Consider the following 19,958-nt stretch of genomic DNA (forward strand, 5'->3'; position numbering starts at 1 on the left):
GCATTTGGACAAGGCGCCGGATGCGTTTCGGACGATCAGCGAGGTCGCGCAGGAGCTCGACATCCCGCAGCACGTGCTGCGGTTTTGGGAGACCCGGTTCGCCCAGATCAAGCCGATGAAGCGGAGCGGGGGCCGGCGCTATTACCGGCCCGACGACGTCGACCTGCTCAAGGGCATCCGCCGTCTGCTCTACAGCGAAGGCTACACGATCAAGGGCGTGCAGCGGATCCTGAAGGAGCACGGCATCAAGTCGGTCCAGGGGCTGGCGGACAGCTCCGCCGCGGTCTCGTTCGGCGCCCTCGAGGAGACCCTCGGCCAGGCCATGATGGAGGAGGAGCCGGTTGGCGAGGCCGAGGCCGAATCGGAGGATGATGAGGAGGAGGCCTCCGAAGAGGAAGGCATCGACTTCCGCTTCGTCGACACCGAGGACGACATCCTCGACACCTTCCGGGTCGGCCCTCCCACCCGCGCCGGCATGAAGCCGGAGGAGCGCGAAAAGCTCGAAGCCTTGCTCAAGGACCTCATCGACTGCCGCGCGCTGCTCGACCGCGCGATGAAAGAGGTGTGAGGGCGGGGTTGGGCTTGGGCAAAAAGACCGGCCTTGGTCGGCCAGCTGCCCGAGCAGAGGCGGACCGAGCCAAGACGCCCGCCGCAAAAAGCCTGCGATTTTCGTGCTGCGATTCGCTGTTCGCCTCTCACGGCAAGCGAGGAGCGTAAGGACGACGTCTTCAGGCTTGGAAATCGTTGGAATGGTCGGAGCGGCGGGATTCGAACCCACGACCCCTAGTCCCCCAGACTAGTGCGCTAACCGGGCTGCGCCACGCTCCGATGGCCGATCCTCTAGCCGTGATCGGGGCGGGATGCAAGGCGCGCGGGATGGGTTTCAGGAGGATTGCGCGGAGCGAAGCCGTCAATCCCAACTCCCTTCGCATTGGGAGGCCGTTTGGATATGGACTTCGCCGATATTTCCGCAGATTTCCGTTCGCGAGCATTGCGTTTCCGGAACGCCGGGCCAGAATGCGGGTGGGTGATTGTCCAGGCGCTCGTTTGATGGCTCAGCGTCCCGCGAGTTGAGCCGAAATACAACTATAAATATGCTTAAAACGGTTTCGTTCGCATTGGTTGTGTTGCTGCTTTCGGCGCTCGCCGCTCCCGCTGTCTTGGCGGCGACGGATCAGCAGGAGTTGATCCGTGACGCGGTCGAGCGGCATCGGCTTCAGACGGAGATGCCGGGGTCTGGCGGGCAAGCGGGCGAGCTGCTGGGAGAATCGGCGCCCGTGCCGGGACCATCGGCCGAAGCGCCGCTCACGCCGTCCACTCCCCGCCAGGACGACGACAAGGGGCGCGGGTACGACTTCCAGATTCCTCCAGAGCTGGGCCGCCTCCTGTTGTGGGGGGCCGTGATCGTCGGAACGCTGGTGATCGCCTGGTCGCTCCGCGACAGCCTGCCGGTGATCAGCCGTTCCCGGAGAATCGTGGCCCGTGACCCGGATGCGCCACCGCAGACGCAGGCCGACCGCATGGACGAGGCCCAAATCGAGGCTGATGCCCTCGCACGGCAAGGCCGCTACGCCGACGCCATGCACCTGCTGCTGCTGAACAGTCTGAGCGAGATTCGCGCGGTGCTCGGGACCAGCTTCGCCGTCTCGCTGACGAGCCGCGAAATCCTCCGTCGCGTCCAGCTGACGGACGTCGGCCGGCAATCGCTGACCTCGATCGTCCGCAACGTCGAGCGGACCTATTTTGGCGGCGGGCATGCAGGTCTGGGCGACTACTCGGCGTGCCGGCAGAATTTCGAGACGCTCAAACATTCGCTTGCGACCGCTGCATGAACGATCAATCGCCCTTCGAGCCGAGGATCGTCGTCGCGCTCGTCGCCGTCGCAATTGCGCTGTTCGCGGCCTCGCTGCTGCTGGCCGGCAGCAGCGAGCGTCACGAGGCCGGCAACCGGGTTGGAGCCAACACCTATTCCAATTCCGCCGTCGGCCACCTCGGGCTGTTCGATGTGCTGAAGAAGCTCGACTATGAGACCGTCCGCGGCGAACGCGAGGTCCTGGCGCTGCTCGGCCGCAACGGAATCCTGGTGCTGGCCGAGCCGACCCGCAGCGTGTCCGGCGGCGGCAGCGGCGACAACCTGCTCGGCGCCGAGAAGATCCTGGTGGTTCTTCCCAAGTGGGACGTGCAGCGCAACGCCGAGCACGACGGCTGGATCGGCAGCGCGCAGCTGATCCCGGAATCGACGGCGCGGATCGTGCTCTATTCGGTCGCCGGTGCCGGCGATATCGTTCGCCGCGAGAGCCCGCCGACGTTCAAGACCAGCCTTTCGATCCCGGTTCCGACCATCGAGCGGCAGGTTCAGCTGATCAAGGGCTCCAGGCTGAAGCCGATCGTGTCCGCCGACGGCGGCATCCTGCTCGGCGAGCTGAAAGAGGGCCAGCGCACGATCTGGGTGCTCGCCGATCCCGATCCGTTCGAAAACCACGGCTTCGGCAAAGGTGACAATCTCGCTTTCGCAGCCACGATCTTCTACAGGATGCTGGCCGACAAGCCCGGCGCGCTGGTGTTCGACGAAACGCTGCACGGCTTTCGTCACACCGCGCCGAGCGTGCTCTCCTTCCTGCTCGAGTTTCCCTACAACCTGATCGCGCTCCAGATCGTCTTCAGCGTCGTGCTGCTGCTGATGGCCTCGACGGCGCGCTTCGGAAAGCCCGAGCTTCCGGACCGCGCGTTGCAGACCGGCAAGCGCGACTTGATCAGCAACGCCGCGGTCCTGCTCGATCATGCCGGCCACCATGCCTCGGTGCTCAGGCGCTATGTCGGCATGGTCGTGCAGGACATGGGACGAATGCTGCGCGCACCGGCCGGACTGAGTGACGACGAGCTGGCCGCGTGGCTGGACAAGACCGCGGCAAGGCGTGGACTGCGGACCGGCTGCGCCGCCGCGATCGCGCGCGTCGCGGCCGCCTCACAGGATCCTGCGCCGCTGCTCGGCGAAGCGCGCACAATACATCATCTGCGGAAGGACATGCTCCATGGAATTTCAGGACGTCTTGGCGATCACTGACAGCATCCGCCAGGAGATCCGCAAGACGGTGGTCGGGCAGGATGACGTGATCGATCTCATGCTGACAGGCCTGTTCTGCGGCGGTCACATCCTGCTCGAAGGCGTGCCGGGCACCGCGAAGACGCTGCTGGCGCAATCCTTCGCGGCCAGCCTGTCGCTGAAGTTCGGCCGCGTGCAGTTCACCCCGGACATGATGCCCGGCGATCTCCTGGGCACCAATCTGTTCAACTTCCAGACCTCCAGCTTCTCACTGACGCAGGGGCCGATCTTCACCGACATTCTGCTCGCCGACGAGATCAACCGCACGCCGCCCAAGACCCAGGCTGCGCTGCTGCAGGCCATGAACGAGCGCAACGTCACCGTCGACGGAGTGACGTATGCTTTGGGCGACGCCTTCATGGTGGTCGCGACCCAGAACCCGATCGAGCAGCAGGGCACCTATCCGCTGCCGGAGGCGCAACTGGATCGCTTCCTGTTCAAGGTCATCCTCGGCTATCCGAGCAAGGAGGAGGAGTGCGAGATCGTGACGCGGCACGGCACGCGCGCGGCGATGCCGACGCTGGCGGATTTTGGTCTCGCCCCCGTGGTCTCGCGCGAGCATCTGCTGGCGGCGCGGGCGATGGTTGCCGAAATCCGGCTGGGAGATCCGCTGGTCGGCTACATCGTCGACATCATCCGCAATACGCGCAACCATCCGTCCATCGAGACTGGCGCCTCGACGCGCGCGGCGAACATGCTGGCGTCGGCGAGCCGGGCGCAGGCCGCCACGCAGGGCCGCGACTTCGTGATTCCGGACGACATCAAGTTCCTCGCGGTGCCGCTGCTGCGGCATCGGCTGGTGCTGGCGCCCAATGCCGAGATCGACGGACTGACGAGCGACGCGGTCGTGATCGAGATTCTCGACCAGACCGCAGCCCCCAGATGATCCGGCCGACGCTCCGTGCGGTGCTGCTGTTCGCCGCGACGGTTCCGGCGACGCTCGTCGTGCTGGTGCTGCGGCCGGAGCTCTGGCCTGTCGCGATCGATCTCGGCCTGTTCGTGCTCGCGCTGATCGGCATCGACGCCTTGCTCTGCACCGGTTTCCGCAATCTCGACGTTGCCTACGATACGCCCGCCCGTCTGTTCGTCGGCAACGAGGCCGCGCTACGGCTCACGATCACGCCTCGGACCGGCGCGCGCGCGGTCACGTTCGAGGCGCTGCTGGAGCAGCGGGGCGAGCTCGCGCCTCCGGCGCTCAGGCGTCTGACCGGCACGCCGCAGCAGCCGGCGTCCGGCCTGCTGCCGATCGTGCCAAGGCGCCGCGGCCGGATCTACCTCGATGCGATCTGGCTGCGCTGGCGGGGGCCGTTGGCACTGGCCGAGCGGATGCAGCGCATTCCGCTCGATGCGACCATCGACGTGCTGCCCGACGTGCGCGGAATCTCGTCCGCAGCGGTGCAGTTCTTCAGCCGCGATGCCATCGAGGGAGTGAAGGTCCAGCAGCAGCGCGGGGAGGGCACGGAATTCGAGTCGCTGCGCGACCATGCTGCGGGGCTCGACAATCGCTTCATCGACTGGAAGCGTTCCGCCAAGCATCTCAAGCTGCTGTCGAAGGAGTTCAGCGTCGAGCGCAATCACCAGATCGTGCTGGCCTTCGACACCGGGCATCTGATGGCGGAGCCGATCGACGGCCTGCCGCGGCTCGATCATGCGATCCATGCCGGATTGCTGCTCGGATGGATCTCGCTACGCAACGGCGATTATGTCGGAAGCTTCGGTTTCGATGCCAAGGTCCGCCAGTTCCTGCAGCCCTCGCGTGGCATGCCGTATTTCGTCAAGCTGCAGAGCGGCTCGAGCCAGCTCGCCTATCACACCGAGGAGACCAACTTCACGCTCGGCCTGGCCGAGCTCAATTTCCGGCTGAAGCGCCGCGCCCTGGTGGTGATGTTCACCGAGTTCATCGACACGACGACCGCCGGGCTGCTGCTCGAAAGCGTGCATCGGATGGCAAACCGCCACGCCGTCATCTTCGTCACCCTGCGGGATCCGTTGCTGCCCAATCTGGTCGATGCGCAGCCCGCACAGTTTCGCGACGTCGCCGAGGCCGTGGTGGCGCACGATCTGTTGCGCGACCGTGCCGTCGTGCTCGAACGGCTGAGCCGGATGGGCGTGCACTGCCTGGAGGTGCCGCCGCGCGGCCTCGCGGTCGGCCTGATCAACCGCTATCTCACGATCAAGAAGAGGGGGCTGCTATAGAGACGATCGCACCAGCCGAGGCAGCGCCGGCGGCGTCCGGTCCGAAGATCACGCTGCGCAGCGCCGAATTCCGCAATAGCCGCGAGCCGGCGTGGCGGACGCTGGAGGACCTGATCTCGCGCGTCGAGGGCAAGGGCATCACGCAGCTGTCGGCGGAGGAGCTGCAAAGCCTGCCGCTGCTCTATCGCGCAACCGCGTCGTCGCTGTCCGTCGCGCGCTCCATCGCGCTCGACCGCAACCTGATCCTCTATCTCGAGAACCTGGTGCTGCGGGCGTTCTTCGTCGTCTACGGGCCGCGGGTCGGGATCATGGAGGCGCTCGGACAGTTTCTGCGCAAGGGGTTTCCGCAAGCCGTGCGCGGCGCCGTCTGGCACCTCGTACTCGCCGCGGCCACCATCGCCGCCGGGATCGTCGTCGGCATCGTGCTCGTGGAGTCGAACGAGGCCTGGTTCAGCGCCGTGGTGCCGGAAGGGCTTGCCGGCGGGCGCGGGCCGGCCAGCACCGCAGCCGACCTGCGCGACAAGGAGATCTTCGCGCCCTGGCCCGGGTTCATCGACTCGTTCGTGGTGTCTGCCAACGCGCTGTTCCGGCACAACGCCACCATCGGCATCATGATCTTCGGGCTCGGCATCGCCGGCGGCGTGCCGACCTTGCTGCTGCTGGGCTATCAGGGGCTGGTGATCGGAGCGTTCCTGGCGCTGCATTCCGAGCGCGGGCTGCTGCTGGACTTCATCGGCTGGATCTCGATTCACGGCGTCACCGAGATCGGATCGCTGGTCGTGTGCGGCGCCGGCGGCCTCGTCATCGCCGAGAAGATTCTGTTTCCCGGCCGCTATGCGCGCCTCGCCAATCTGGCACGGCACGGCACGCTTGCGGCGGCGCTGGCCGGCGGCGCGGTGCTGATGCTGTTCGTCGCCGGCATCATCGAAGGTGGCCTGCGGCAGCTGGTCGGCAGCACGCCGGCGCGTCTCGCCATCGGGTTTCTGACCGGCGCGTTCTGGATGGCCTACTTCCTGTCGAACCGCGAGAGCACGGGCCATGGCCCAGCGACTTGACCGCATCAACACCTTCCTCGAGGGCGCCTCACGCAGCCGCCGCGAGCTCGTCAGCCCCGAGGGCATCGTTCTGGAGGTCGAGGTCGCCAATCACGGCGAACGGCTGATCGCATTCATCATCGATTTCGTCTTCTGGATGGTGGCGACGGGCCTGCTGTATCTCATGCTGGGGCTGCTGATGGTCGAGCGCCTGAGCGGCGCGGTCGCGACGACGGTCGTGCTCTTCATCGCCTTCCTGCTGCGAAACCTGTATTTCATCCATTTCGAGCTGGCCTCGCAGGGCTCGACGCCGGGCAAGCGGATCACCCATCTGCGGGTGATCGACCGCGGCGGCGGCCCGCTGCTCCCGGGCGCGATCGTCGCGCGAAACCTGACCCGGGAGGTCGAGATATTCCTGCCGCTCGGCCTGTTTTTCTCCCAGCCGGCCGCCTCGGCCGGCGCCTATTTCTGGTACTCCGCGGCCTGCCTCGGCTGGGTCCTCCTGATCGCGGCGCTGCCCTTCTTCAATCGCGATCATCTGCGGGCCGGCGATCTGATCGCCGGCACCATGGTGATCTCGGTGCCGCGCCGCCAGCTTCTCGCGGAGCTGGTCGCGACGGAGGCGGCCTACGCGTTCAGCCGAAGCCAGCTCGAGGTCTACGGCGCGTTCGAGCTGCAGGTGCTGGAAGAACTGCTGCGCCGTCCGATGTCGCTCGACACGTCACAGGTGCAGCAGCAGGTCTGTCGCAAGATCTGCAGCAAGATCGGCTGGACCGAGCCGGTGCCGGCGGAGAAGACGGCCGAATTCCTGCAGGCGTTCTATACCGCCGAACGCGCCCATCTGGAGCGCGAGCAGCTGTTCGGACGCTTTCGCGCCGACAAGTCCGAATTGCCCGCCGCGCGACGATAGCCGCACGGCTTGGGACGGAGGAGGTCGGTGCCTCAGTCGAAGATGAGGGCCAGACTGTCGACGTCGATGCCTTCCTTCGCCACGCGCAGGTCGTGATAGACGACTGCCGCCAGCACCGCGCCGAACGCGGTCGTCACCACCTGCCAGGCGAAATAGAGCAGCCCGCCCCACAGCGTGATGCCGCCGAACCAGCCGAACAGGATCAGGACGATGAGGGATACCACGGACACCAGCAGGATCAGACCGAAGATCTGCCAGCGATAGCCCTTCGTCAGGTCGGAGCTTCGGTTGATGCTGTCGAACACGGCCGCCTTCTCGATCACGCAGGCGGGAACGGCGACGTAGAGCGCGCAGTAGACCATCGCGCCGGGGATCAGGAAGAACAAGGATGCGAGCCCGATCCCCAGCGCCGACAACAGCGCCACGCCGATCACCGGAAGGCATCGTCCGAGACCTGCGCTCAGGGATTGGACGATGTTGACGGGCTTGCCTGCCATCCGCTGATAGGCCGCATAGAGCGTCATCGCCTGGGCCACGATCCCCAGCACGAAAGTCAAAATTCCGGCCAGCCCTCCCAGCGCGCCGGCGCGGGCGGGCGCAGGCCCGATGGACGCAAAGATCTTGATCGCGAGCAGGGGCGTGAGCGGAATCAGCGCGAGCAGGAGAAAGCTCCCTGGGCTGCCGCCGAGGACCGAGAAGGTCTTGCTCAGCGCGGAGCCGACCCGAAACGGGGCGCCGATCGTACTTGCCTCGTTGATAGAAACGTCGCTCATCCATTCCCCCTCATTAGTTCCTGAATTCTGACATGGTGGGCCGCTGGTTTGCAAATTGGATTTCGAATTCTCGGCATCGTTTCGCGGCACTTCCGCAAGCAGCCGGAGGCCGACCGTCGTGCTCGATTGTGAATTTTCGGAATGCAACCTAAAAGCCTTCGGCGTCCGCCGCCGCTGCGATCTCTTCGCAGTCACCCTGAACTGGCGTGAGCCGGCGATTGCATCGCAACGTCGGCTTTTCAACGCGCCGGCTGCCGCCTAAACTCCGTGCCCGGGCTTCCGGCGCTCGTTCAGTGACGGAGCTCGCTTTTTTATATCCGACGAATGATTCGAGTTCCCCCATGGACGCCGCCGTGACCGACACCTCCTTCGGCCATTTCGAGAATGCCGAGCAGATCGCCTTCTGGAACGGCGCCGGAGGTGAGCGCTGGGTGGCGCGCCGCGCCGAAATCGACGCGATGCTGGTGCCGGTGCAGGAGGCGCTGCTGGAGCGGGCGGCGATCCAGACGGGCGAGCGGGTGCTCGACATCGGCTGCGGCTGTGGTGCGACCATGATCGCGGCGGCCGAGAAGGTCGGCGCGGCCGGCCATGTGCTCGGCCTCGACGTCTCCGCCGCCATGCTGACCGCGGCCCATGAACTTGCGCCCGCCGACGCTCCCGTCAGTTTCGTGCAGGGCGATGCCATGGTGCATCACTTCAAGGCCGCGAGCGCCGACCTCGTGCTCTCGCGGCTCGGCGTGATGTACTTCGCCAATCCCGTGCGCGCCGTGCTCAACATCCGCAACGCACTGCGCTCGGAAGGCCGCGTCGCCTTCGCCTGCTGGGGCGAGCTGCGCGACAATCCCTGGGCGCTGGAGCCGCTGCAGGCGGCCTATGATCACGTGCCGAAGCTGCCGGGCTTGCGGCCGCATGCGCCGGACGATTTCGCGTTCGGAGCCGCCGAGTGGATCGAGAAGGTGCTGACCGACGCCGGTCTGCGCCGGGTCCGGCTGGAGCGCTGCGACGTCGCGCTCGATCTCGCCGCCGGTGCGGGCCTCGAAGGCGCGGTGCAGACGGCGCTCGCGATCGGACCGGCCGGCCGTGCCGTCGCCGGGCAGCCGTCCGAGGCGGCGGCAGCGGCCACGGCCGCCGTCGGCAAAGCGCTCGCGCGGTACGCCAAGGGGCAGGGCGTCATGGTGCCCGCTGCGTTCTGGATCGTGACGGCGGTCGATCCGTAGCGGCCCCTCGCGGCCGATCGCCCTCGACCTGCTTAGTTCCGTTCGCGGAACTGTTCCAGAGATTGCCGTAGCCGGCAAGCCGCGCATTCGGACGCACTCGCTTCCGAAACCAATCGCGATCCGGGGCGTCGTGAGTTCGCTCGCGCGCAGTTTTGAGAGGTTCCAGTTCCGTCCGGGAACCCATCGCGCCCCCTCGTCGTTGACGCTGCAATCGCCGCCGGGGGCTTGCACCCTGGCATTGAACCTTTGCCCTGATGCGCGCACCAACCTGATGTTCTCGGCTCCGCTCGCGAGCCGATTTTTCAGGAATTTTTGGACCAGCGTCGGGGTTTGTCTCGATGCAGCTTTTGTCGTTGAAGGAGGCGCGTATGGTCCTCAAGACTTTGAAAGTCTCATTATCCGTCTTTGCCGCTGCAACTTCGGTCATTTCGCTGTTCGCAATGAGCTGGGTCGGGCTGGCGCTGCTGGGCTATTAGTTCTGGGATGGAGCCTGCGTCATTTGCATGATGGCGTGCACAACTGGGCGTGGCGCGTTGGACCGGTGGGTCGTGGTGCGCTGACGCCGCGCATTCGTCCAGCGGTTGCAGGAGCTTGGTGATTCGGATGGCAAAGAGGCCATCCGCCATCGCGGGGGTTCCGGCTGGTGTTTGATGATCGCCTGATTATCCTGCCCTCGCTTGGATTGACCAGGAGTGATTCGTGCTGGCGTTGCGGTTCATCGCCGTCGTGGTGTGGGTGTGTTGCATCGGCTGCGGGAGTGCGTATGCGCGGCTCGATCCCCGCGAGTCCTCCGACTTCATCCGCAGCGATGGACTGGAATGGACCTCGGACGCGCAGCGGCCGGCCGATCTGGCCCGCGTCGAATTGAAAAAGATGGCTGCGGAGAACCTGGATCGCGCCGCGCAGCGCGGCCACAAGACCGAGCCGGCGCAATCGGCGCCGCCGGCCGCCGCGGAACCGACGGCCAGCAGCAGCTATCTCGTGGTGATCTCGGTCCAGACCAGCGAAGCCGAGGCCATCGCGTCGTTCAAGGCGTTGCAGGTCAAGTACGCGGCAGTGCTTCGCCAATATCAGCCGATCATCAAGCGGCAGGACCTGGGCCAGAAGGGCGGTGTCAGGTACCGCGCCGCCTTCGGCCCCTTCGCAACGAAGGAAGAGGCCAGCGCGACCTGCGCATCGCTCAAGCGCGCCGGCGGGCAGTGTTTCCCGTTCCGCTATCCGTAGCGCGGCGGGTCGAACCGGTTGACCATTCAGAGGCAGCGACGCTGTATCGCTGCCAACTGAATGCGGCTTGCCGCTGGCTCAGGCGAACGCCTTCTCCACCGTTTCGATCAGCACCCGGAACGACTTGTCGTGGCGGGTGATGGGCGGAATGGCACGGGTGATGCCCAGCAGCTGATAGACCGCCATCTGCGCGGCGCGCACCGAATATTCCACCGTGAACACCACGTCGTCGGGGATCTCGACGAACTGGCTGACGAAGGCGAGATTCTTGGAGTTCGCGGGCACCGGCAGCGGCCGATCGGTCCTGTTGCGCGGCATGAACATGCTGGTGATGTAGGGCAGCCGGCAGGGCACGCAGGTCGCGCTGTCGAACACCGAGAGCTCGAAATTGAGGTGGCCGCACAGCTCCTTGAGAATCTCGGCGCCGCCGCAATCGGCCATCGCCTTGGGCACGAAATTGCCGATGCGGTCGGGATGCAGCGCATAGCCCCAGAACACCTGAACGTCGCGGGGCTGACCGACGAAATGCGGCTGGTGATACAGCACGATCGACATCAGCCAGTTCGAGTCGGTGAAGGTGACGAGGCCGCCGGTGCCGGCCGCGTTGCCGGTGAACGCTTCCATCGCATCGAAGAAGCGCGGATTGCGGCAGGTGACCGTGAACGACTCCCAGCAGGATTCCGGGATCGATAAGTTGAACGAGGCGGGATTGCCGAACTCGGGACGGCCTTGCGCGATCTTCTCCCACAGCGTCCACCCCTTGCTCTCATGCCGCGTCAGGCGTGGCGGCGGCGCATATTGCGAGCCGAGGCTGGTGGCATCCGTCATCGAGCCGTTCTGGAAGAAGACGAGATCGTCGGCCGACAGGGTGATCACCTCCGCGCGGCCGTTGCGGTCGAGCGTCAGCTGCTTGACGACATGCTTGCCGGATTCGGTCGCGATCGCGATGTCGGTGACGTCGACGTCGCCGTCGAAATTGACGCCATGGCCTTCCAGCCATTTCATCAGCGGCACCACGATCGCATCGTACTGATTGAACACGGTGCGCTTGACGCCGGCGAGCGTCTCGATGCGCGGAAACTCGTTCATGAAGCGGTGCAGATAGCGCTTGAACTCGACCGCGCTGTGCCAGGGCTGGAAGGCGAAGGTCGTCTGCCACATGAACAAGAAGTTCGTGCTGAAGAACGGTGGCGACAGCCAGTCGGTGATGCGGGAATTGCCGAGCTTGTCCTCGGGCGTCTCGGTCAGCCTGACCAGCTCGAGCCGGTCCTGCATCGAGAAGCCCATGGTCGAGACGTCGACCTTGTGCCGGTTGCGGTCGACGAGGCGGGCCTGCGAATGCGGGACATGCGACTTGTTGAAGGTGATCGTCTCGTCGCGGACGGTGCGTTTGGGATCGCTGCCCCCTGGGATGGTCGACAGCAGGTCCCACGTGCACTCATAGTGATCGGTGGTCAGCATGCGTCCGCCGCGCAGCGAGAACGAGCCGTCGGGCAATTGCGTGCCGTCGAGGCTGCCGCCGAACGACGTCTGCTTTTCAAAAATGGTGATGTCGCGCCCCGCGACGCCGCCGTCGCGGATCAGGAATGCCGCGCCAGCCAGCGCGCCGATGCCGCTGCCGATGAAATACGCTCTCATGATGATTCACCCGGATCGTCTGTTACGATCCGGGGCTTAGCGGCTGAGTGCAGGGGCGGAACTGATCCAGGTCAACTCGCGCAGGCACAGCGATCACGATCTCGCGCGTGCCTTAGGCGAAGGACTTCACGACCGATTGCAGCAGGACCTTCAGCGATTTGTCATACGGGGTGACCGGGGGAATGGCGCGGTCGATGTTCAGCAGCTGATACACCGCGTGCATCGATGCGCGCACCGAATATTCGATCGTGAACACGGCATCCTCCGGCAGCTCGACGAACTGGCCGATGAAGGCGAGGTTCCTGGACGTCAGCGGCACCGGCAGCGGCCGGTCGCCATAGCTGCGCGGCATGAACATGCTCATGATGTAGGGCATCCAGCACGGCACGCAGGTGGCGTCGTCGAACACCGTGAGCGGGAAGCGCAGATGGCCGCACAGCTCCTTCAGGATCTCGGCGCCTGTGCATTCCGACATCGGCTTGGGCACGAAATTGCCGACGCGGTCGGGATAGAGCCCATAGCCCCAGAAGATCTGGATCTCGGCGGGCTGATCCGGGAAATAGGGCTGCGCGTACAGCACGATCGACATCCGCCAGTTGGAGTCGGTGAAGGTCACGAGGGCGCCGGTGCCGGCGACATTGCCGCTGAAATTCTGCATCGCATCGAAGAAGCGCGGATTGCGGCAGGTGACCGTGAAGGATTCGAAGCTGGATTCCGGGATGTTGGAGTTGAAGATCGCGGGATTGCCGAATTCCGGCCGGCCGGCGGCGAGCTTCTCCCACAACGCCCAGCCGTGACTGTCCTCTTTGGTCAATTGCTTCGGCGCGCTGTCATGGCTGCCGAGGCTGGTCGCATCGGTCATCGAGCCCGCCGTGTAGAACACGAGATCGTCGGGGGCGAGATCGATGCTGCGGCTTGCGCCGTTCTGGGTCAGGTCGAGCCGCGTGGCGCGATGCCTGCCGTTCTCCGTCACCATCGCGATGTCGGTGACATCGGCGCCGCCGACGAAGTTGACGCCGTGATCCTCCAGCCAGCGCATCAGCGGCTTCACGATCGAGTCGTTCTGATTGTAGACCGTGCGCTTGACGCCGCCGAGCGTATTCATGGTCGGGAATTCGTTCATGAAACGGCGCATGTAGCGCCTGAACTCGACCGCGCTATGCCACGGCTGGAAGGCGAACGCCGTCTGCCACATCAGCCAGAAATTCGTGGTGAAGAACGGCGGCGACAGCCAGTCCGAGATCAGGGAGTTGCCGAGCTTGTCCTCCGAGGTCTCGGTGAGCCTGGTCATCTCGATGCGGTCCTGCATCGAGAAGCCCATGGTGGAGACGTCGACCTTGTGCCGGTTGCCGTCGACCAGCCGCGCCTGCGCATGCGTGACGTGCAGCTTGTTGAACATCTCGGTTTCGCTGAGGATGTTCTCGGACGGCTGGGAGGCGCTCGGGATCGTCGACAGCAGGTCCCAGGTGCACTCGTATTGCTCGGTCGTCAGCATGCGCCCGCCGCGCATCGAGTAGGAGCCGTCCGGAAGACGGGCGCCGTCGAGACTGCCGCCATAGGGCAGGCGCTTCTCGAAAAGAGTGATGTCGCGCCCGGCCACGCCGCCGTCGCGGATCATGAATGCTGCGCCTGAAAGAGAACCGATTCCGCCGCCGATGAAATAGGCCTTCATGATATCGACCCGCCATTTAAAGGTTTGAAACAAAATAAGAAAAATGCCGGCAGGTCCGGCCGATCACAGGCCGATGAAAGAACCCGCCGAGGGCCATGTTACCTCGGCGGGATGAAATAGTCGTCAACACGTTGAGATCGTTTGTCCGGGTGCGGCGCAATGTCCCGCGGAGCGGGCCCAACTCCCTCCACCGTCATTGCGAGCGCAGCGAAGCAATCCAGGGCTCGGGTGGGACTCTGGATTGCTTCGCTGCGCTCGCAATGACGCGGTGAAAGTGATGGACGTCAGGAGCAGCGCGGCAGTTTGCTGGCTTCCTCGTCCCGAAACGCATCGACCCTCGCCTCAATGTCCCGCCATGTGCCTTCCGATCTCCGTCAGGTCGGCATCGCTGGCGCGGGTTTCGTAGACCAGCTGGCCATGGAACATCACGACCAGGCGGTCTGACAGTTCGAGCAGCTCGTCGAGATCCTCGCTGACCAAGAGCACGGCGGCGCCGCGGTTGCGGGCGGCCATGATCTCGGCGTGGATCTGCGCCACCGCCGCGAAGTCGAGGCCGAAGCAGGGATTGGCGGCGATCAGCACCTCGACGTCGTGACCGAGCTCGCGCGCCAGCACGGCGCGCTGCACGTTGCCGCCCGACAGCGCCGAGATCGGCGTATCCGGGGTGCGGGTCTTGATCTTGTAGCGGTTGATCTTGGTGGTGGCATCGGCGCGGAACGCTGATTTGTTGAGCCACCAGCCGCCGCGGGCAAACGGCGCGCGGTCGAATTCGCGCAGCGCGATATTGTCGGCCACGCTCATGCCGCCGACGCAGGCGTTCTTCAGCGGCTCCTCGGGCAGCAGCGACATCTTGTGCCGCCGCATCTCCTCGCGGGTCGCGGAATAGGGCGCGCCGGAGACCCTGACGGCGCCGCTCTCGGCCTCGCGCTGGCCCGAGAGCACCTCGACCAGCTGGCGCTGGCCGTTGCCGGAGACGCCGGCGATGCCGACGATCTCGCCGGCGCGGACGGTCAGCGACAGCTCATGTACGGCCGTCCCGCCGGCATCGTCCAGCGCGACCAGTTTTTCGACCTCGAGCTTGACGGTGCCGGCCTCGCCGGTGCGGGCGGGCTGCACCGTCAACTGCTCGGCGCCGATCATCATCCGCGCCATGTCGTCGGGCGTGAGCTCGCTGACCTTGCCGCGGCCGGCGAGCTTGCCGCGCCTGAGGATCGTGACCTCGTCGGCGAACGCCATGACCTCGCGGAATTTGTGCGTGATCATCAGGATGGTCAGCTCGCCGGCCTCGACCATCTTGCGCAGCATGCCCAAGACCTCGTCGGCCTCGCCCGGCGTCAGCACCGAGGTCGGCTCGTCCAGGATCAGGAAGCGCCGCTTCAGATAGAGCTGCTTGAGAATCTCGCATTTCTGCCGCTCGCCGGCGGAGATGTCGGAGACTTTTGCGTCGAGCGGCACGCGGAACGGCATGCGCGACAGGAAGGCTTCCAGCTCCTGCTTCTCGCGCGCCCAGTTCACCACGGCGGGCACGTCGTCACGCGCCAGCACGAGGTTCTCGGCGACCGTCATCGCCGGCACCAGCGTGAAGTGCTGGTAGACCATGCCGAGGCCGAGCGCGTGGGCATCCTTGGGGTTACTGATGGCGCGCTCGCGCTCGGCGATCAGCACGTCGCCTTCGGTCGGGCGGTAGTAGCCCATGATGCATTTGACAAGCGTGGACTTGCCGGCGCCGTTCTCGCCGAGCAGCGCGTGGAACGAGCCGGGCTTCACCTTCAGCTCGACATTGTCGAGCGCGGTGAACGCGCCGAAGCGCATCGTCATCGCGATCGCCTCGACGCCGAACGCGGATGATGGCGTCGGATCCTCGCCGATCATGACAGCGCCTCGATCAGCGCCGCTGAGGTTGCGACCGCGCCGAACACGCCGCCCTGCATCTTGATCATCTTCAGCGCGTGGTCGTGGTTGCCCTTGTCGGTGGCGCCGCAGCAGTCCGACAGCAGCACGCATTCGAAGCCGCGGTCGTTGCCCTCGCGCATCGTGGTGTGGACGCAGACATCGGTGGTGATGCCGGTGAGCACGATGTTCTGGATGCCCTTGAGGCGCAGGATCAGCTCGAGGTCGGTGGCGCAGAACGAGCCCTTTCCAGGCTTGTCGATGATGATCTCGCCGGGCAGGGGCGCGAGTTCAGGGATGATGTCCCAGCCCGGCTCGCCGCGCACCAGGATGCGGCCGCACGGGCCGGGATCGCCGATCCCGGCGCCGATCTGCTGCGAGCGCCAACGCTTGTTGGCGGGCAGGTCCGAGAGGTCGGTGCGGTGGCCCTCGCGGGTGTGGATGATGAGAAAGCCTTGAGCGCGCATCACCGTGAGCAGCTTCTTGATCGGCTCGATCGGGGCGCGGGTGAGAGAGAGGTCGTAGCCCATCTTGTCGACATAGCCGCCGACGCCGCAGAAATCGGTCTGCATGTCGATCACGATCAGCGCGGTGTTCTCAGGGCGCAGATCGCCATTGTAGGGCCAGGCATAGGGCTCGGAGCGGATGGTGCGCTGGGTCATGATTGGGCTCCAATAAAGTTCGAGGCCATCGGTACTTGGCGTTGCGGCGCCGTCTGGGGCCTCATGGTTCGAGACGCGTCGCAAGTGCGACGCTCCTCACCATGAGGGTGGGCATGTCGCCGCGCAGAGACTCCTCATCCTGAGGAGGCCGCCGAAGGCGGCCGTCTCGAAGGATGGCCGCGAAGGAAGTGCCCGCTCCAACGTCTGTCCTCATGGCCAACTGCCTATCACCGCGTGATGGACAGCTCGGCCGGCGCGCCACTGAGCGTGCGCTTCGGCGAGCAGGTGATGATCATGATCAGCAGCGTCAGGATGTAGGGCGCGGCGTTGAACAGATGATAGCCGGAGGTGACGCCGACTGATTGCAGCGCAGGCCCCAGCGCGGCGGCGCCGCCGAAGGCGAGCGAGGCCCACAGGCAGAGCATCGGGTCCCAGCGGGCGAAGATGACGAGCGCGACCGCGGTGATGCCCTGTCCCGACGACAGGCCCTCGTTCCAGCTGCCGGGATAGAACAGCGACAAAAACGAGCCGCCGATGCCGGCGAGGAAGCCGCCGGCCATGGTGGCGCGCAGCCGGATCATCAGCACCGAATGACCCATCGCGCGCGCCGCGTCCGCGCTCTCGCCGGCGGTGCGGATCAGGAGGCCCCAGCGCGTGGTCTTGAAGGCCCAGTAGAGGATTGGCGCCAGCACCACGCCCAGCAGGAACAGCACGTTGATGCGCAACGCGGCGCGGACCTGCGCCACGTCGCTCCACCAGCCGAAATCGATCGCCGGCAATCGCGCCGCGGTCGGCTCGATCAGCGGCTTGCCGAGGAAGAAGGCGAGGCCCGTGCCGAACAGCATCAGCGAGATGCCGACCGCAACGTCGTTGACGCGCGGCAGCGAGCAGATGCCGGCGTGAAGTGCGCCGAGCAGCGCGCCGGTGAGGCCGGCGGCGAGCACCCCGAGCCATGGCGAGCCCGAGAGGTAGGAGATGCCATACGCGCTCATCGCGCCCATCACCAGCGTGCCCTCGAGGCCGAGATTGATGCGGCCGGAGCGCTCGGTGATGCATTCGCCGAGACTGACGAACAGGAACGGCGTGGAGACGCGGATGGCGCCGCCGAGCACCGCGAGCGGGACGGTCCAGAGTCCGATGTTGCCGTCAGCCATGGATCAGGACTTTCCCTTGAGGAAGCCGATGCGTCCGTAGAGCGCGTCGCTCGCCAGCACGGAGATGAAGATGATGCCTTGAAGCACGAACACGGAGGCGTCGGGCAGGCCGAGCCGTCGCTGCAGCAGGCCGCCGGAGGCGTTGATGCCGCCGAGCAGGATCGCAACCGGAATGATCGCCAGCGGATTCTGCCGCGCGAGAAATGCCACCAGGATGCCGGTGAAGCCGTAGCCGACCGCGAGGTTGGCGTTGGTGCGGCCCTGCACGGCGGCGACCTCGACCATGCCGGCGAGGCCCGCGCAGGCGCCCGCGAGGAAGCACACGGTGAGGATCAGTTTGCCGACGGAGAGGCCGACGATTTTGGCGGCGCGGATGTTGCCCCCCGCGACGCGCGCGGCGAAGCCGAAGGTGGTGTGAAAGATCAGAATGTAGGACGCGACCGCCAGGATCAGCCCGAACACCAGGCCCCAATGCACGTCGGTGCCGGGAATGGTGCCGATCATGTTGGCGGCGCCGATCTCGCGGGTCGACGGCTTGTTGAGGCTGGCCGGATCGCGCATCGCGCCTTCGACGAGGTGGTTGAGGATCGCCAGCGCAATGTAGACCAGCAGCAGGCTGGAGATGGTCTCGTTGACCCCGCGATACTGCCGCAAGCCCCCGGACAGCAGAATCCACAAGCCGCCGCCGGTCATGCCGGCGATCACCATCGCGATCTGCACCACGAGCGGCGGCATGCCCTGCAGCGCCAGCGCGGCCGACGTCGCGGCCAAGGCGCCGATCAGAAGCGCGCCTTCGCCGCCGATGATCACCATGCCCAATTGCGCGGGCAGGGCGGTGCACAGCGCCGTCAGGATTAGCGGCGCGGCGCGGCTCAGCGTGTTCTGCCAGGAGAACCAGGTGCCGAACGCGCCGTAATACATGTACCAATAGAGGTCGAGCGGGTTCTTGCCGAACAGCGCGACGAAGATGCCGAACACCAGGAGCGCGGCGACCAGCGCCGCGCCCGGGATCAGGATGTACTCGATTTCAGTGCCCCAGCGTTGCAGGAAGCCTGCATCGGCGGCCGGCGCGATGGCGGCCGCATCAACCGGATCGGCCGCCTCTGATGTCATGACGTCGCTCCGATCACGCCCTCGACCAGATAGTCCATCTTCTCGAGCTCCGGATCCTTCTGGCCGCGCTCGGTGCCGGCGGTGATCACGGTGTTGCCCTTGTTGTCCAGCAGCGGACCCTTGAAGATGGTGTAGCCGTCGCCCATGAACTTGGCCTTGATCTCGTCGGCGTGCTTGCGCGCAGCTTCCGGCACCGCCTCGCCATAGGGCGAGATCTTGACCACCTCTTCCTTGAGGCCGCCGCGATAGAAGTTCGGGATGCTCTCGCCGGCCTGGAGCATCTTGACGAACTTCGGATACAGCGCCTCCCAGTTCCACTCGGCACCGGTGAGATATGCCTTCGGCGCCAGCGGCGACTGGTTGACATGATAGCCCGTGACGAAGGCGCCGCGGCGCGCGGCGTTCTCGACCATCGTCTTCGGACCGTCGACATGGCAGGTCAGCACGTCGACGCCCTGGTCGATCAGGCTGTTGGTCGCCTCGGCCTCCTTGACCGGCATCGACCAGTCGCCGGTGAAGATCACCTGGGTGGTGGCCTTGGGGTTGGCGAGCTTGGCGCCGAGCGTGAAGGCGTTGATGTTGCGCAGCACCTGCGGGATCGGTTTTGCCGCGACGAAGCCGAGCTTGCCGCTCTTCGAGGTGTAGCCCGCGACGATGCCGGCGATGTACTGCGCCTCGTCGATATAGCCGAAATAGGAGCCGGCGTTCTTCGGATCCTTCTCGCTCCACAGGCCGCCGCAGTGCTCGAAGCGCAGCTTCGGGTACTTGTTGGCCATCTTGATCATGTGCGGATTGTAGTAGCCGAACGAGGTCGGGAACAGCAGCGTGGCGCCGTCGAGATTGATCATCGACTCGATCGTCTTCTCGACCGCGTCGGTCTCCGGCACCTTCTCCTCTTCGATCACCTTCAGCCCAGGCAGCTTCTTCAGTGCCGCCGCGCCCTGCGCATGCGCCTGATTGTAGCCGTAGTCGTCGCGCGAGCCGACATAGATGAAGCCGATCGTGGTGTCGGCGGCGAAGGCCGGCCGCAGGCCCGCGGCTGCGCCGAGCGTCAGCGCCGCGCCACCCTGCAACAGATGCCGTCGTGAAATCCTGCCAAAGTCCATTGGTGTGCTCCCTCGGCGAGCTCCGGGCTCGCGCCTCTCATCTCGGCTTCACCGGCACGGCGGAGCCTCGGAGGGAGCTTTTCAAGCTTTGTGCCAGGGCCGACCGAGCGGGCAGGAGGGGTAAGTCGCTGAAATACCTCTGATTTGTGAATGGCTTTGATTTGGGCAGCGGAACCGCGCGGCAGAATTCAGCCTATGATTTAATCAATCGACTTCAATTGTATGCAACGAGTTCGGCCGCACGGGACCACCGCCAACCGTTGCGG

Annotated in this window: 18 protein-coding genes and 1 tRNA gene; 10 read left to right on the plus strand and 9 right to left on the minus strand. The window is 65.6% G+C overall.

The genetic code is table 11. The features are described from left to right. The first annotated feature begins 4 nt into the window (after positions 1 to 4). The gene (locus QQL87_RS03445; protein ID WP_284419341.1) at positions 5 to 568 is read left to right on the plus strand and encodes a MerR family transcriptional regulator; all 564 of its coding nucleotides are present in this window, start codon (positions 5 to 7) and stop codon (positions 566 to 568) included. Between the two features lie 182 nt (positions 569 to 750). Here the strand turns inward: QQL87_RS03445 and QQL87_RS03450 are convergent. Continuing rightward, positions 751 to 828 (minus strand) — tRNA-Pro (locus QQL87_RS03450). Between the two features lie 266 nt (positions 829 to 1,094). Between QQL87_RS03450 and QQL87_RS03455 the strand changes: the two genes are divergently transcribed. The 6 genes from QQL87_RS03455 to QQL87_RS03480 are packed head-to-tail and all read left to right on the plus strand — an operon-like array spanning position 1,095 to position 7,243. Beyond that, positions 1,095 to 1,832, plus strand: coding sequence for a hypothetical protein (locus tag QQL87_RS03455; protein WP_284419340.1), 738 nt, complete (start codon positions 1,095 to 1,097; stop codon positions 1,830 to 1,832). Beyond that, on the plus strand, positions 1,829 to 3,064 hold the full coding sequence (locus tag QQL87_RS03460) for a DUF4350 domain-containing protein (protein WP_284419339.1): 1,236 nt from the start codon (positions 1,829 to 1,831) through the stop codon (positions 3,062 to 3,064). Before QQL87_RS03455 ends, QQL87_RS03460 begins: the two co-directional genes overlap by 4 nt. Then, positions 3,033 to 3,989 carry an AAA family ATPase gene (locus QQL87_RS03465; RefSeq protein ID WP_284419338.1) on the plus strand — a complete coding sequence of 319 codons (957 nt, stop codon included), beginning with the start codon at positions 3,033 to 3,035 and terminating at the stop codon, positions 3,987 to 3,989. The genes QQL87_RS03460 and QQL87_RS03465 overlap by 32 nt, the downstream gene beginning before the upstream one ends. After that, entirely contained in the window at positions 3,986 to 5,299 is a 1,314-nt protein-coding gene (locus QQL87_RS03470) for a DUF58 domain-containing protein (protein ID WP_284419337.1), read from the plus strand. Before QQL87_RS03465 ends, QQL87_RS03470 begins: the two co-directional genes overlap by 4 nt. A 53-nt stretch (positions 5,300 to 5,352) precedes the next feature. Continuing rightward, positions 5,353 to 6,354: a stage II sporulation protein M gene (locus QQL87_RS03475; protein ID WP_502871133.1), complete on the plus strand. Its 1,002-nt coding sequence runs from the start codon at positions 5,353 to 5,355 to the stop codon at positions 6,352 to 6,354. After that, complete coding sequence (locus tag QQL87_RS03480) at positions 6,338 to 7,243, plus strand: RDD family protein (protein ID WP_284419335.1); 906 nt, start codon at positions 6,338 to 6,340, stop codon at positions 7,241 to 7,243. The genes QQL87_RS03475 and QQL87_RS03480 overlap by 17 nt, the downstream gene beginning before the upstream one ends. Before the next feature lie 32 nt (positions 7,244 to 7,275). On the opposite strand, the gene QQL87_RS03485 is transcribed toward QQL87_RS03480, so the two are convergent. Then, complete coding sequence (locus QQL87_RS03485) at positions 7,276 to 8,016, minus strand: hypothetical protein (RefSeq protein ID WP_284419334.1); 741 nt, start codon at positions 8,014 to 8,016, stop codon at positions 7,276 to 7,278. A 55-nt stretch (positions 8,017 to 8,071) separates the two neighbouring features. Here QQL87_RS03485 and QQL87_RS03490 point away from each other — a divergent pair, with 55 nt between their 5' ends. The 3 genes from QQL87_RS03490 (at position 8,072) to QQL87_RS03500 (ending at position 10,457) form a co-directional block, all read left to right on the plus strand. After that, positions 8,072 to 8,278 carry a hypothetical protein gene (locus QQL87_RS03490; RefSeq protein WP_284419333.1) on the plus strand — a complete coding sequence of 69 codons (207 nt, stop codon included), beginning with the start codon at positions 8,072 to 8,074 and terminating at the stop codon, positions 8,276 to 8,278. A 79-nt stretch (positions 8,279 to 8,357) separates the two neighbouring features. Then, positions 8,358 to 9,233, plus strand: a complete 876-nt coding sequence (locus QQL87_RS03495; protein ID WP_284419332.1) for a class I SAM-dependent methyltransferase — start codon at positions 8,358 to 8,360, stop codon at positions 9,231 to 9,233. Positions 9,234 to 9,932: 699 nt separating this feature from the next. After that, positions 9,933 to 10,457, plus strand: coding sequence for an SPOR domain-containing protein (locus tag QQL87_RS03500; protein WP_284419331.1), 525 nt, complete (start codon positions 9,933 to 9,935; stop codon positions 10,455 to 10,457). 78 nt (positions 10,458 to 10,535) lie between these two features. On the opposite strand, the gene QQL87_RS03505 is transcribed toward QQL87_RS03500, so the two are convergent. The 7 genes from QQL87_RS03505 to QQL87_RS03535 all read right to left on the minus strand — a co-directional run bounded on the left by QQL87_RS03505 (position 10,536) and on the right by QQL87_RS03535 (position 19,692). Then, the gene (locus QQL87_RS03505) at positions 10,536 to 12,095 is read right to left on the minus strand and encodes an oleate hydratase (protein WP_284419330.1); all 1,560 of its coding nucleotides are present in this window, start codon (positions 12,093 to 12,095) and stop codon (positions 10,536 to 10,538) included. 112 nt (positions 12,096 to 12,207) lie between these two features. Then, positions 12,208 to 13,767, minus strand: coding sequence for an oleate hydratase (locus tag QQL87_RS03510; protein ID WP_284419328.1), 1,560 nt, complete (start codon positions 13,765 to 13,767; stop codon positions 12,208 to 12,210). A 342-nt stretch (positions 13,768 to 14,109) separates the two neighbouring features. Beyond that, positions 14,110 to 15,639 carry an ABC transporter ATP-binding protein gene (locus tag QQL87_RS03515; RefSeq protein WP_284419327.1) on the minus strand — a complete coding sequence of 510 codons (1,530 nt, stop codon included), beginning with the start codon at positions 15,637 to 15,639 and terminating at the stop codon, positions 14,110 to 14,112. Next, positions 15,636 to 16,319 (minus strand): biuret amidohydrolase, encoded by a 684-nt coding sequence (gene biuH, locus QQL87_RS03520; RefSeq protein ID WP_284419326.1) that lies wholly within the window; start codon positions 16,317 to 16,319, stop codon positions 15,636 to 15,638. Before biuH ends, QQL87_RS03515 begins: the two co-directional genes overlap by 4 nt. 227 nt (positions 16,320 to 16,546) lie before the next feature. Beyond that, complete coding sequence (locus QQL87_RS03525) at positions 16,547 to 17,473, minus strand: ABC transporter permease (RefSeq protein WP_284419325.1); 927 nt, start codon at positions 17,471 to 17,473, stop codon at positions 16,547 to 16,549. Positions 17,474 to 17,476: 3 nt separating this feature from the next. After that, positions 17,477 to 18,586: an ABC transporter permease gene (locus QQL87_RS03530; RefSeq protein ID WP_284419323.1), complete on the minus strand. Its 1,110-nt coding sequence runs from the start codon at positions 18,584 to 18,586 to the stop codon at positions 17,477 to 17,479. Next, entirely contained in the window at positions 18,583 to 19,692 is a 1,110-nt protein-coding gene (locus QQL87_RS03535) for a BMP family ABC transporter substrate-binding protein (protein WP_284419321.1), read from the minus strand. The genes QQL87_RS03530 and QQL87_RS03535 overlap by 4 nt, the downstream gene beginning before the upstream one ends. Positions 19,693 to 19,958 lie beyond the last annotated feature (266 nt).

It is taken from the genome of Bradyrhizobium sp. SSBR45G, assembly GCF_030159255.1.
GTDB lineage: Bacteria > Pseudomonadota > Alphaproteobacteria > Rhizobiales > Xanthobacteraceae > Bradyrhizobium.